This window comes from Vibrio sinensis, from assembly GCF_003605645.1.
Taxonomy (GTDB): domain Bacteria; phylum Pseudomonadota; class Gammaproteobacteria; order Enterobacterales; family Vibrionaceae; genus Vibrio; species Vibrio sinensis.
This window is the reverse complement of sequence record NZ_QVMU01000025.1, coordinates 14,788-28,614: the sequence shown is the minus strand read 5'-3', so window position 1 is coordinate 28,614 and position 13,827 is coordinate 14,788. Positions and strand designations below refer to the sequence as shown.

Here is a 13,827-nt window from a genome sequence, read left to right as displayed (position 1 = left end):
CTGTATTTCGTTAATTTATTTTATCTGGACAGAAAATTATGAATATAAGATCAAGACGGGATAAAATTATCCAATTACTTTCTGAGCAAGGCTCTGTTGAAGTAAAAGACCTCGCGAGCCGACTAGCAACCTCTCTAGTGACTGTGAGAAGTGACCTATCAAGCTTAGAAAAAGAAGGCAAGTTACAGCGATTTTTCGGAGGGGCAAAACTCCCTGATACCACACACACTTTGAAAGATAAAAACCAGAAATTTGATTTCGAACTTGATGTAAGTCAACGATATAAAATCAATGATACTGCCAAAACGAGAATTGCACGAAAAGCTGCTGAAATGGTTCCTAGCAATGCTACAGTGATTATTGATAGTGGCAGTACAACACACCTCCTCGCTCGTGAACTGGCTAAGAAAGGAAACTTAACAGTAATTACCAACAACCTCGCTGCTGCAAGTTCATTAGTCTGTGTCAATTCCATAACGCTAGCTCTCAGCGGTGGTATTTATCGCTCTGTCTCGCAATCAATTCATGGGCAAAAAGCGGAGCAGTTTTTTGATGGGATTTACGCAGATATTGCTTTCATAGGTGCTGATGGTTTAGACCCTGAAAGAGGCATCACTACATTTAATGAGGGATACAATGTTACACAAGTAATGGCTCAATGTGCAAAATTAATTTTCATTCTAGCTGACTCATCTAAGCTTTCTCGTTCAGGATTCAATGAGGTTTTAGCACCCGAACAGCTTCAGACTATTATAACTGACTCCGAGATACCTCAGAGCGTAATAGACCGTTTTGAAGAAAAAGGAATAAGCGTAATTGTTGTATAATGAGGTATTAAAATCACATTGAATCTTTGAGAATGTATTAATTTGTTCTTATGAAACATAGTTACTATCTGCAATGAAAATAGAATATACTACACTCCAAACTCTAACAGTATATGACCAGCAACAGTAAGAAGCAGAATCCAAAATTATCCAGTTCCGATACCTAGAGAAATTGAGAACACTCCCCGTCAATGCATTATTTTGGAAGATGCGATTGCCGGGGCAACATCACAAAAAATTATAGTGATTGCAGTAATAGAGATAGTTGATCTGATTACATGACCTAAGCAATTAATACCTCTACACCACTTGCTTCAAAACGTACTTTTTCTTCCGGGGATATACCATCATCAATAATTAAGGTGTCAATTTGTGAGGTATCAAGTACTTTGTTAAAGCCGATACGACCTAGTTTAGTGGAATCAACAACTGCAACAACGCGTTTAACACATTTTGCCATCACATCTGTTATCGCATAACCTTCATTAAAAGTTGTAATCCCTTTTTCAACATCTAGACCGTCTGCGCCCACAAATAATACATCAGCTTGGACCCCATCTAAGCATTGCTCTGCTCGAAAACCGTGAAGCGATTTAGTTTTATTTCGATAAGTACCACCAATAACCACCAACGTTGTTTCTTCTGAGTCCATCAAAGCAACGCATGCCGCAAGGTTATTAGTTATTACCGTATTACCTCTAATTAGTGCAAGTTTTTCGGCAACCAAATGTGTAGTACTTCCACTATCCAAAATAATGGTATCTGATGGTAAAATCAAAGAGACTGCTTTCGTCGCGATTCTCTGTTTCGCTTCGGCATTGATTTCATAACGTCTCTCAATTTGAACTTCCACATCAGAATTTGAGAAAGTAAGGCTCTGAATTCTCTGTGCTCCTCCAAAAAATCGTTTCAACTTACCATCTTCTTCTAATGCTCTTAGATCAGCACGGAGCGTCACCTCTGATGTTTTGAGATTCACCGCTAATTCTTTTACCAACACTTGGCCATTTTCATGGAGTGATTTAAGTATATTTTCTCTACGTTCTAGCTGATTCATAAATATGCGTTCCACTAGTTACAATTGCTTTCGAATATTTTCACACTTGATGATATAACGAAGTTAACTCTTTTGTATATATCTATACACCAATGCCTGCAATTGAACGGTCAAATCGAACCGACATAGAGTTCAAACAAAACAAAATTTACATTCCATCTTCTACTCAGCTCCATATTCAAAATCGATAAAAAATATGCCTTAACTAGTTCAAATACACAATCAAACTCTTACCTTGACTCGATTATATAAGGTGTTTATATTGTCGCCGCCTAACGGGCACACCCTAAAATGCACACTCGCTATCCTGCCATCATTGGTGCATTTCTATTGGTGTATTAGAACTTCCATGCAAACCACTACACGTCCTTTTACACGCTTTACTCGTGAATCGGGTGCATTAATGCATCTTTCGGTTCCTATTATTTTAACTCAAATAGCAACTCAAGCTATGGGCTTTGTTGATACAACAATGGCCGGTCAAGTTAGTCCTGCCGATCTCGCTGCAATTGCACTAGGTGCCAGTCTTTGGATACCCGTATTGCTGCTGCTTCGTGGCGTTATTATGGCGCTAACACCTGTGGTGGCATTTCACCGCGGCGCACAAGATTTTGAGAGTATATCCGTTGAGTTCTTCCAAATGGTGTGGCTGGCGTTAATCTCCAGCGTGTTACTGATTATTTATCTCGTCAGTGCTAAGCCAATATTGGAATGGATCGGGGTGGCCTCAGAAATTATCCCGATTGCGAGCGATTATGCGTTTGCTTTAGCTTTTGGTGTACCCGGAATCGCCCTTTTCTACACCTTAAATGGTTTTTGCGAGGGTATGAACAATACCAAAGTCGCAATGATCATTTCGGTGATTGGTTTACTTGTAAATATTCCCGTTAACTACGTCCTAATTTACGGTAAATTCGGATTTCCAGAACTAGGCGCAGTGGGTTGTGGTTGGGCGACCAGCTTGGTTTATTGGATGATGTCAGGGTTGCTTTATTCCTATATCAAAGGACATCACCACTATAAGACCATTATTCGTTTTTCCGATGCCAAACCACGCGCAAAAGAGATGGTTCACTTACTCAAGCTAGGTTTGCCTATCGGTATGAACATTGCGGTATGCGGCAGTATCTTTGCAGTGATCGCGCTTTTGATTGGTCGTATTGGCGCGGAAAATGTCGCAGCCGCACAGATTGCGCTGAATATTTCTAGCATGACTTATGTGATACCAATGAGCATCTCATTTGGCATTACCATTCGCGTTGGACATGCGCTTGGCGCAAAAGATGAATTAGGTGCGATAGAACGCAGTAAAATAGGTATTCTTATCGCAGCGCTGATTTCACTTGTTTCAGTTGCGATATTCCTCTTATTCCCTGAATGGATTATCCGACTTTACACGACAGACCCAGCAATCAGTGCAACGGCTGCAACGCTACTGGCACTGACGGCGATGTATCAGTTCAGCGATGCGCTGCAAACGTCTGCCAATGGTGCACTACGTGGTTATAAAGACACCAAAATTCCGATGTTCCTTGCTATTGCTTCTTATTGGGGATTAGCACTTCCATTGGGTGTGGTGTTGGGATTAACCGATCACCTTGTTCCAGCTATGGGTGAAAAAGGCTTTTGGGTCGGAATTCTAACTGGCTTAACCGTCGCCGCATTGCTGATGTTGATGAGATTGCGTTACGTGGTCAAGCGTCGTACATCGTTCGTCCTGAATAGCGTAACGGAAAATTAATCAACAAACTGACATCATATCAATCACTTGGTGATCGATTAATTAAAAAAGAATGCGTGTTACGGCCACCAGCCATAACGCGCTTTTTTTATGAACTCAGAAACTTTTTGTTTGCACAGAAGCTTTTTGTTCATGCTGATAAACTAGCATAACTAGGTTCTACACTTTCCTCGAAGACAAAAGACGACTCCTTGAGGAAAAGTGGTACAATGCTATAAAGACCTCAGCCACGCTTTATCTTTGAATACGATTAGTTGAATTAACCTTAACCAAGTTAATGGGTTGCAATAATCAGTTCTAAGCCCCATTTGGGCTTCATATCAAAGAATTGGCTAAAATAGATGAATTTAAGGTAATAAAAACAGATGGTTAACAACTCAATACAATGGTTTCCTGGGCACATGCATAAAGCGCAAAAAGAGATTGCAGAAGCAATTCCTCAGATTGACGTGATTATTGAAGTACTCGATGCCCGAATTCCGTTTAGTAGTGAAAACCCAATGATTTCTGAGCTACGTGGCGATAAACCCGTAGTAAAAGTGCTTAATAAGCGCGATCTTGCTGATCCAGAAATGACTCAACTGTGGATCGACCACCTAGAAAAAGAAAACAACGTAAAAGCAATGGCGATCACGACTTCTCAACCACAAGAAGTCCATAAGATTCTCGAGCTTTGCCGTAAACTTGCACCACACCGTGAAGAGATCGGTAAGAATATTCGTACCATGATTATGGGTATTCCAAACGTTGGTAAATCAACAATCATCAACACACTTGCTGGCCGTACTATCGCAGTCACCGGTAACCAACCAGCAGTTACCCGTCGTCAACAACGTATTAATCTACAAAATGGTATTGTGCTATCTGATACTCCGGGAATTTTGTGGCCAAAAGTAGAAAACCCACACAGTGGTTTCCGTTTAGCGGCAACTGGTGCTGTAAAAGACACAGCGATGGAATATGATGAAGTAGCATTTTATACCGTTGAATACTTAGCTAATGCTTACCCTGAAAAGCTAAAAGAACGCTACCAGATCGAAGATTTACCAGAATCAGATCTCGAGATTATGGAAGAGATTGGTCGTCGCCGTGGTGCTTTGCGCGCTGGTGGACGTGTTGACTTACATAAAGCATCTGAAATTTTACTGCATGAACTTCGAAACGGCACCCTAGGTCAATTAACGCTAGAAAAGCCAGAGATGATTACGAAAGAATTGATCGAAGTTGAGATCGAAACTGCACGTAAGATCGAAGAAAAAATCAAGAAAAAAGAAGAACGTCGTAAACGCTACCTACGTAATAAACGTTAACAACTAGCGATAAATTAGTATGATACCCAGCCACTTTAAGATTCCTGGCTTGGGTATCATTTGATATTGGGTCTTTGATTAGCGCGAAATACCAGCTAATTCGAGCAAAATAGTTTCCAGTTGATCCCATGGCAACAGCTGCGAATCAATCACTTCAAGGCGAGATTCAAACCCCTCCAAACTCATTTGATGCACTGACACCACACCATTGGCCACGTTAAATGCGTAGCAACCCTGTGTGGTATTCATCACCGCTTTAACTCGTTCAGCCGTCAATGCAGATAGTATTGAAAACAGCTGATCAAAATCAAACAAATACTCAGCGCCAAACAACCAGCCACAGCTAAAATAACCTTGACCTTTATTTTCTTTACGTAAGAAAGGTTGACCCGGTGACAGTTCAAATTGCGGCTCTAAATCAGCATGCTGATGATGATGTGCTTCGATGTGCGTAGACGCACCACCTTGTACACGTTCAATGTCTAACACTTCAAATGGCATTTCACCTTGGTTAACCAATTGGCTAAATACTTTTGCCGGTGATTGCTGTGATACCCAATCATTGAACTGCTGGACATCATGGTCGCTACACAAGTCGAGTTTATTACCCATGATGACATCAGCACTGTTTAACTGGTCGTTAAAGTTCTGGTTCGACGTATATTTTTCTATGCTTAGATTTCGAGGATCAACCAAAGCAATAGTTGCTTTTAAATCAACGTAATTTTCGTACTGCGCTGATGTTAATGTCGCTATCACTTGCTTTGGATGCCCTAACCCTGTTGGTTCAATGATAAGTCGGTCGGGTTTATGTCTTAACAAAGCATTGATACCTACTGACATTGGCACACCAGCTGTACAACACATGCAACCGCCCGGCACTTCTTTAATTAGCGCCCCTTGATCGGTCATCATGGCACCATCAATGCCTATTTCCCCAAACTCGTTGACTAAAACAGCCCAATTCTCATCGCTGGGTTTATTTTTGAGTAAATTTAAAATCGAGGTGGTTTTACCCACACCAAGAAAGCCTGTAATTATGTTGGTCGGCACTCTACGTGTCATGGAGTTGCTCCGAAATATCATTAATAGCGAGATTATACCTGACAGAATAAGCGGAAAAAATCGAATTACTAACCCGAAATAACAAAACTTCCAAACGACAAAAGGCGCACTACTTGAGCGCGCCTTAATCCCTCGTTACTCAATCGTGAGTGTGCGAATTAGGAAGTCTGTGGATGCTTCCCGATCTAATACGAGGATTACGAAATGATATATGTTGAATCCATCCAAATTGTAGGTAAGACCTTGTTTCCTCCATGCGAATTGGTTCGAATGATCTTACGATTTAACTATGGTTCAATTTTGAGAAAGTTCAAGTTTTCGACGAAAAAAATTGGAAAAAAAACGTATTATATTTTGATTGTCATGGTTGCCATATTCTTTACCTTTAAAAACAATTGCTTTCGCTCTTTTGTAAAACATCCGCGGTTTAGACTCCACCAAAAACAAACCAAAAAGTGTGGAATTCAGAGGTCTGCTCTTGCTCTTAATTGCCAAATTTGGAAATCAATATTGCATTCTTGTCGCTATAGTTAACCAATGACGAGCGTATAATTTATATATTCGATTGATTCCTCATGAAAAGGTACCCACTCTAATGTCCAGAACAGAGAAAATAATGCATTCTTTCACCGCCCGAGTTCCTAAAGATGCTATCAACCAATTTCTCTCAAAGGACAAAACCCCGATTTCAGTGATGCTGATGGCACTTGTTGTCGGTGTTTTAGCTGGCTTAATCGGTACCTATTTTGAGCATGCTGTTCATTTTGTTTCAGAGACTCGAACAGTTTGGTTAAAAAGTGAAATTGGTAGTGTGCTACCGCTTTGGCTTGCTGCATTCTTAAGCAGCGCAATTCTTGCGTTTATCGGTTATTACTTAGTTCATCGATTCGCACCTGAAGCAGCCGGTTCTGGTATTCCTGAAATCGAGGGGGCAATGGATGGTATTCGCCCTGTTCGTTGGTGGCGCGTTATCCCAGTTAAATTCTTTGGTGGTTTAGGTACTCTTGGTGCCGGTATGGTGCTCGGCCGCGAGGGCCCTACAGTACAAATGGGTGGCGCTATCGGTCGTATGATTACAGATATTTTTCGCGTCAAAAATGATGACACCCGTCATTCACTATTAGCGTCGGGTGCCGCAGCTGGTCTTGCCGCTGCTTTTAACGCCCCTCTCGCTGGTATCATGTTTGTCGTCGAGGAGATGCGTCCTCAATTTCGCTATTCTCTGATTTCTATACGCGCAGTTATCATTGCAGCGGTCGCTTCAAATATTGTATTTCGAATGATCAATGGTCAGAGCGCTGTCATTACGATGCCGCAATATCAATCGCCACCTCTTGAATCTCTATGGATGTTTTTACTATTAGGGATCTTATTTGGCGTTTTTGGTGTGATTTTCAACCGTTTGGTGACTATTGCTCAAGATTTCTTCGCTCGAGTACATCGAAATGACCGTAAGCGTTATCTATTAACTGGCTCTATGATTGGTGGTTGCTTTGGTTTGATGTTGCTTTATATGCCTGAAATTACTGGTGGTGGTATTGCACTAATTCCCAATATCACTAATGGTGGTTATGGGGCTGGCCTCTTACTATTGCTTTTCTTAGCTCGTATTGCCACAACCTTAATCTGTTTTGGCTCGGGTGCACCTGGTGGTATTTTTGCTCCAATGCTTGCCCTTGGTACCCTATTTGGTTACGCCTTTGGCCTTATCGCTCAAGGATTTTTTCCTGAAGTAGGCATTGATCCAGGTATGTTTGCAATAGCCGGTATGGGGGCACTTTTTGCTGCGACAGTAAGAGCCCCTATTACCGGTATTCTACTGGTCATTGAGATGACAAATAACTACTACCTTATTTTGCCATTAATCATTACTAGCTTAGGTGCTGTGATCTTTGCACAAATTTTTGGCGGTCAGCCAATTTATAGCCAGTTACTTCATAGAACCTTAAAAAATGAGAAACTTCGACAAGAAGACCTACCGTTGGAGGGGAAATGACCATTGCCACTCATGCATTTGAGTTGTTATGATTCGCGCCTCATATTGATTACTATTTTTAGAGTTAAAACTCTATTAGCCCGAGTAATCTGTCGTTGCAGGTATGAGGCAAGCGAATGAATCTCCATGAGCCTAAATAGAATCGGTGATTGGCGTCAATAACCGCGCCCTACATAACTTCAACTGTAAGTAGTCGGGATAACCATAAGATGGAGCGGTTCGTGAACTGGCGGCGGTTAATACAATTTCAAGGTGTTCCACCATCCCAAGCAGCACTGGCATTGGGTATTATTGGATTGGGACACGCTTGGGCACTCTACATTCCTGAAATCGGAATTGCCATCCGTCCATATTTGGCCGCTCTTGGCGCTGCACTACTGCTGCCTGTCTTAATCAAGTACTTCACGAATGTTGATACTTTTTTAAATGATATTCGCCATCCTTTAAGCGGTAGCCTTATGGCTCCAATGAGTATGGCTCTGCTCATTTTATGTGATTACCTTGCGGTTATATCACCGCTAATTGCCTACCCACTTTGGTTCGCATCACTTGGTTTACACCTAACAATGATGACGCTGTTTTTCATTTTCCAATTGAAGAACTTTAAGATGTCGCACATTGTACCGAGCTGGTTCTTATATCCGGTAGGGCTAATTAGCAGCTCATTGGCTGGAACTCAATTTGGCCATACTGTCTTTTCTGAAACCTTGGTTAATGTGTGTGTCACTATCTATTTTTTCATGTTGCCACTGGTGCTCTATCGCTTGGTCTTTTTTGGATCTTTACCACGTAGAGCAAGGCCGACTCTTGCGATCATGGCTGCACCAATCAACCTAACACTTGCGACCTATTTGGTGAACTTTTCACAACCAGATCCTATTTTGACTGGTGCATTGGCGGGAATTGCGATCACTATGACGTTATTTATTTACCTATGCTATTTCCGTCTTATGCGCCTTAAGTTTCAGCCATCAATTGCGGCTGTTACCTTTCCATCGGTTATCAGCGCCATTGCGATGCATCGACTGACCTCTTTTTTTGAACAATACCACCCACACTGGCATTGGTTACATCGATTTGGGCTTTTCGAACTTTCTATCGCGACGATTCTCGTTGCATGGGTATCTATAGGTTATTTACGCATGTATTTCCCACAGTTTTTTAATCGAAAGCAAACACCTATCGTTTAGTGCTCAATTTAATACTGCTGGCTTAGTTCGACGAAATTAGATTTCAAAGACACTATACCCAAGTAACCTCAAGGTGCTTGGTTCAGCGAAATCGTTAACGAAGTGTGCGAGCCAAGGCAACTCGCCTTTCGGGAGCGTGTCAGTGCTTCAGCTTTCTTATTCCAATAAATAGCAGCGTCAAACGACTTGGAAATAGTTCAATGACAACGCTCTGAATCCTGAATTTTGAATTTTGAAGTCACTTGGGTATATAAATGGTCACCTTGGGAATGATTAACCTTTTGGTGACCACATAGCGTGCACAAAACTTCTACTTACCCATATCCCGCTCAACTAGCAACATATCACTATTTCACTTCGATCCATTGGGAGATTTTTTCAAATAACTTATCTACATCAGCCGGCTTGATCAGATGATCGTTCATACCGCTGCCTAGGATTGCTTTAGCTTGATCAGCGCTTGAATCAGCGGTGTAGCCCAGTATCGGTACTTTTGAATTAATACCCTCATTGGCTCGCAGTGTTAACGCAACGTCGATACCCGTTTTGATTGGCATTTCGACGTCAAGGATGACCAAATCAACTCTTTCCTCATTCAATAATTCTAGAGCCTGTCCACCATTTTCAGCTTGGAGCACTTCTAAACCATGTTGCTCAAGGATCAGTGCGGTATAAACACGGAACGAATGATTGTCGTCCGCTAAGAGTACGCGTTTTTCATTATGCGATTTATTACGCTGACACGCTTTTGTACTATGTAAAGGAAGATCAAAAAACAATTCATCAATAACTTTACTGGTATCTTCAAGCAGACGTTGATTTGTCACTAAATATACGCACAATTGGATATCTGAACGCGTATCATAACTTTGCTTTTCATTGTAAACGAAAACTAGGCGGGCTTTTACTCGGCTAAGTTTCTGCTCTAAAACTCTTAAGCCATCAATAGAGCTCATAGCCGCATTATAATCGATCAAAATCAGACTGAATTCGAAGTCATGTTCATCACGGTGCGCTAGTTCATTAAGCCCTATATTGCTCAATCGAAAACCTTGATAGAACGAAGATTCTATTAAGGATCTCAATACTGATCGTTCTGCTCCAACGTAGAGGACACTTTTCGACTTCATCATATCTTGTTTGATATTAGCGACCGACTTCGAACCATATTTTGGGAAAGTCAAAGTAAACTCAGTCCAATTTCCCCACTCAGAATCACAAGTGATACTCCCCCCCAGAGCCAGCATTACCTTTTGACAGAATGGTAGCCCTAAACCGTGGCCGCCATTTCTTTTTGAAGAATAGAAATCATCAAAAATACGCTCTTTAATCTTAGGTTCGATGCCTGCACCATTATCGAGTAAAATCAATTGATTATGAGTTTCACCATTTTTTAACTGGATATGTATCGAGAAAGAATCTCCTTTTCGATAGTAAAATGCATTCTTTAATAAATTATATAAGGTGTATCTAAGTAAGGTATTGCTACCGAAAAAGTCAAAATTCTCGTCAAAATCGATATGAACATCTAATCTATCTTGTGGATGTGTATACGGAAAACTCGTCAATGCTTTTTCGACAACTGTACGCATTGAATGTCGCTTATAAGTCGCATTTGTCATGCGATTTTCATCGATTGATGTCAATAACAGATCTATCGTATCTGTCCCGCTACGAATAACATCATTGGCATCATTCAAGACTTCACGAACTAAATGGAGGTTGTGTTGACTTAGTTGGTAGCCACTCACTTCCGAGTGGCGCTGTGGTAATAATGAATCAATCGCATCTATCGATGCCTTAAGAGCGCTGAGCGGATTTCGCATTTCATGAGCAATTCCTGCGCCGAACGATTTAGCAATCGAGACTTGTCCCTCGTGTTCAACGTGGCTTCGAAAGAAAAACAGGTTGCCAAATACATAAGTAAACAAAAAGATAGATAAGTAAGGCCACACAACCTGAGTTACCCCTAACGCAAGGTCGTCATTATACGCAATGAAAAATGCGTACGTTACACCGACAGCTGATTGAAGCAACATTAAATAGGTTCGATAGCAGAGTAAAACGTGAAGAAAAATCGATGCTAAAAACGACATTACCCATGTCGTCGACCAATCGTTTTTAAACATCATAAATGCAAAGAAAAACGGTAAGCAGAAGCTCAAGGTTGCGCAATAGTAGAGAGGCATATGTCGCTGAATCCCACTTGGCAATACATGACGAAAAACAAGGCAACCAAACAATAAAGCACACAGAACTCTTAAACCTAGGTTCTCATAGGGCTGAGGAAAGATAACATGCCACACATAATAATATGTTGGGTAACCCAGTAATCCCATCCATCCCACGAGTGAAAGATTTGGTTCTGCATATTGATAAACTTTGCGTATTGCGTCCATGACTCAGCTCAATGACAAAGCCCTGCATTATGCAGGGCTTGAAGTATTTATAGTTTAATCAATTAAATAGGTTGGAGGCAATTTCAATCCACTCATTTAATGATTGAGGGCACGTTTATACCCGTTCTATTGAAGTTATTTGGATATAGGTGATTGATTTTAAGTGTATTGGTTAAAATCGAGGCATCAACATCCGATTACGGGCAAATGACCCGAATTTTACTACCATTACGGCTCGCCTCAACGTCGAGACGTAACGACATCTGCTCTTTCAGTTCACTCACATGGGAGATCAAGCCAATGGTTCGCCCGCCTTGCTGCAAATCAATTAGAGTTTGAATTGCTAAATCTAATGATTCAGGATCAAGGCTACCAAACCCCTCGTCAATAAATAGCGTATCTAAACGAATACCACCACTGTATGACTGCACCACATCAGAAACGCCTAACGCTAAAGCTAAAGCAGCCATAAATGACTCGCCGCCAGATAATGTCGCCACGTCGCGAAGTTTGCCAGAATAGCCATCTTCAACCATCAAATCTAGACCAGATCCCGCATTACCTTTTGCACGATCCTCTTTACGGCGCAATTCATAACGGCCTTTGCTCATTACTCGCAAACGTTGCGATGCCTGAATCAGTACGTCATCAAGCAGCACACCTAGTACGAAGCGGTGCAAGCTCACTTTAACGCCAGTACGTCCATTAGCAATATCACTCAAGGTTCCAATCACTTGATATTCTTGTTCTAGCTTTTCATTGCGCTTATAGAGATCGTTCAGTCTTTGCTGCACTTTAAACAAATTATCGACTTGTGATTGTAACTGGGTCAGCTCTGATAGCGCATTCTGATACCCTTGTGTTTGAGTCGTCACCGCAAGCTGTAACTCATCGGTGTTTAATACTGCTAACCCTCTCAGCTCTTCATTGAGAGCTTCCAATACACCATTCAAGCTCGATGTGCGTTCATTGAACTGATTTATCGCCTGTTCCCACTCTAAGAGCTGTTCCCGTGTTGTTTTAGCAGCAAGAAATGCTAAATCATCTTCAAATGCACTTTCAGATCGAGCTTGTTCCCACTGAATATGGCTCTTTAAGGTTCGTTGATGGGTCACTTCGCCTCGTTCATGTGCGTTGGCAACACTCGATTCCGCCATCGTATAGTTTGATTTAGCCTGATCAAGTGCACCTATAGCTTGTTGTTCTGCTTGCTGTAATTGAGCTATACGCTGCTCGAGTAACTGCTTTTCAGCTTTTACTTGGCTAATTTGTTGATACTGAGGCGGAATATTCGAAAGCAGACTATTTAATGCCCCTGACATATTTGCAGCACTTTGCTGAGCTTGAGAAAGCTGAGCTTCTAAACTGACTTGCTGAGGCTTTAATCGCTCGAACTCTTGCTGACGTGCTTGCAGCTGTTGGTGCAAGTGTTCTGGTTTAAGCGCGTTTAACTGCGTGATCTCTGTTTGTAATGTGGTGAGCTCACTCTGAAGCTCGACTAACGATCGAGTGTCATCTCCCAGTTGCGCTTGCCAGCCTAACAAGGCTTGTTCGACTTTTACCACATCGGTTTGTGCTTTTTGCCACTGAGCTTGAACGTAATCTTGCTTTGTCACACATTGCTGTTGCTGTTGTCGTGCGTGATCAACCTGTTCTTTACTGACCTCTTGACCATTAAATAGCGCCGGAGCTGGATGATCGTGACTACCGCACACTGGGCACGCTTCACCATGCTGTAGCGTTTTTGCCAATAACGCAGCTTGCGAACTATGCCAATGAAATTCTAATTCGTCAGCGTGATGCTTTGCCGTAACCACTTTGTCTTTGGCTAACTGCATATCACGCTCAGCGTCTTGTTCTATCAACTTAAATTGCTGAGCCGCTGTTTGTGTCTGATCAATTTCATGATGAATACGAATTTTTTGTTCTAGCTGGGTGACCCATTGTTGTTTAAGAGGAAGCTCTAAACAGCGTTCATTTGCCGACTGAAATTCATTGTGCTTATTTTCTATCTCCAGCGATAACGTTTGTTGTTGCTCAACCAGCCCACTAATCGCTTGTTGAATTTGCGTAACTTGCAACATCGCTGCATTAAGTTGTGTTTGATGTTCATCTCTTGCATGCAAATGCTTTTCAACTTCCACGAGCTGAAATACCGATTGTGTCATGGTCGGTATTTCTCGAGCGGCTTGTGTTGCTTGGTTAGTTAGCTTTTGCTGAGTATCTAGATTCTGCTTTGCCT

8 protein-coding genes and 1 pseudogene are annotated in these 13,827 nt (G+C 41.6%); 5 read left to right on the top strand and 4 right to left on the bottom strand.

All coding sequences use genetic code 11. From position 1 onward, the window contains the following. The first annotated feature begins 38 nt into the window (after window positions 1-38). Complete coding sequence (locus DZ860_RS19235) at window positions 39-827, top strand: DeoR/GlpR family DNA-binding transcription regulator (RefSeq protein WP_120034378.1); 789 nt, start codon at window positions 39-41, stop codon at window positions 825-827. Between the two features lie 283 nt (window positions 828-1,110). Here DZ860_RS19235 and DZ860_RS19230 read toward each other — a convergent pair whose 3' ends face one another. Continuing rightward, window positions 1,111-1,884 (bottom strand): DeoR/GlpR family DNA-binding transcription regulator, encoded by a 774-nt coding sequence (locus DZ860_RS19230; protein ID WP_120034376.1) that lies wholly within the window; start codon window positions 1,882-1,884, stop codon window positions 1,111-1,113. A 349-nt stretch (window positions 1,885-2,233) separates the two neighbouring features. On the opposite strand from DZ860_RS19230, the gene DZ860_RS19225 reads away from it, so the two are divergent. Beyond that, window positions 2,234-3,625, top strand: a complete 1,392-nt coding sequence (locus tag DZ860_RS19225; RefSeq protein WP_120034374.1) for an MATE family efflux transporter — start codon at window positions 2,234-2,236, stop codon at window positions 3,623-3,625. A 365-nt stretch (window positions 3,626-3,990) separates the two neighbouring features. Next, window positions 3,991-4,935 (top strand): ribosome biogenesis GTPase YlqF, encoded by a 945-nt coding sequence (gene ylqF / locus DZ860_RS19220; protein WP_120034372.1) that lies wholly within the window; start codon window positions 3,991-3,993, stop codon window positions 4,933-4,935. Between the two features lie 78 nt (window positions 4,936-5,013). Here ylqF and DZ860_RS19215 read toward each other — a convergent pair whose 3' ends face one another. After that, window positions 5,014-6,000 carry a CobW family GTP-binding protein gene (locus tag DZ860_RS19215; protein WP_120034370.1) on the bottom strand — a complete coding sequence of 329 codons (987 nt, stop codon included), beginning with the start codon at window positions 5,998-6,000 and terminating at the stop codon, window positions 5,014-5,016. 595 nt (window positions 6,001-6,595) lie between these two features. Between DZ860_RS19215 and clcA the strand changes: the two genes are divergently transcribed. Both clcA and DZ860_RS19205 read left to right on the top strand, forming a co-directional pair. Continuing rightward, window positions 6,596-7,996: a H(+)/Cl(-) exchange transporter ClcA gene (clcA, locus tag DZ860_RS19210; RefSeq protein ID WP_120034368.1), complete on the top strand. Its 1,401-nt coding sequence runs from the start codon at window positions 6,596-6,598 to the stop codon at window positions 7,994-7,996. Window positions 7,997-8,205: 209 nt separating this feature from the next. After that, window positions 8,206-9,186 carry a TDT family transporter gene (locus DZ860_RS19205; protein WP_120034366.1) on the top strand — a complete coding sequence of 327 codons (981 nt, stop codon included), beginning with the start codon at window positions 8,206-8,208 and terminating at the stop codon, window positions 9,184-9,186. Between the two features lie 347 nt (window positions 9,187-9,533). Here DZ860_RS19205 and DZ860_RS19200 read toward each other — a convergent pair whose 3' ends face one another. Together DZ860_RS19200 and DZ860_RS24975 are read right to left on the bottom strand one after the other, a co-directional pair. Next, window positions 9,534-11,585: a hybrid sensor histidine kinase/response regulator gene (locus DZ860_RS19200; protein ID WP_120034365.1), complete on the bottom strand. Its 2,052-nt coding sequence runs from the start codon at window positions 11,583-11,585 to the stop codon at window positions 9,534-9,536. 197 nt (window positions 11,586-11,782) lie between these two features. Further along, window positions 11,783-12,427, bottom strand: a pseudogene (locus tag DZ860_RS24975) (SbcC/MukB-like Walker B domain-containing protein); the annotation flags it as partial. Window positions 12,428-13,827 lie beyond the last annotated feature (1,400 nt).

Excerpts from the sequence above, each read along its gene's own strand:
- DZ860_RS19235 (WP_120034378.1), top strand. The coding sequence starts at position 39 with ATGAATATAAGATCAAGACGGGATAAAATTATCCAATTACTTTCTGAG.
- DZ860_RS19230 (WP_120034376.1), bottom strand. The coding sequence starts at position 1,884 with ATGAATCAGCTAGAACGTAGAGAAAATATACTTAAATCACTCCATGAA.
- DZ860_RS19225 (WP_120034374.1), top strand. The coding sequence starts at position 2,234 with ATGCAAACCACTACACGTCCTTTTACACGCTTTACTCGTGAATCGGGT.
- ylqF (WP_120034372.1), top strand. The coding sequence starts at position 3,991 with ATGGTTAACAACTCAATACAATGGTTTCCTGGGCACATGCATAAAGCG.
- DZ860_RS19215 (WP_120034370.1), bottom strand. The coding sequence starts at position 6,000 with ATGACACGTAGAGTGCCGACCAACATAATTACAGGCTTTCTTGGTGTG.
- clcA (WP_120034368.1), top strand. The coding sequence starts at position 6,596 with ATGTCCAGAACAGAGAAAATAATGCATTCTTTCACCGCCCGAGTTCCT.
- DZ860_RS19205 (WP_120034366.1), top strand. The coding sequence starts at position 8,206 with ATGGAGCGGTTCGTGAACTGGCGGCGGTTAATACAATTTCAAGGTGTT.
- DZ860_RS19200 (WP_120034365.1), bottom strand. The coding sequence starts at position 11,585 with ATGGACGCAATACGCAAAGTTTATCAATATGCAGAACCAAATCTTTCA.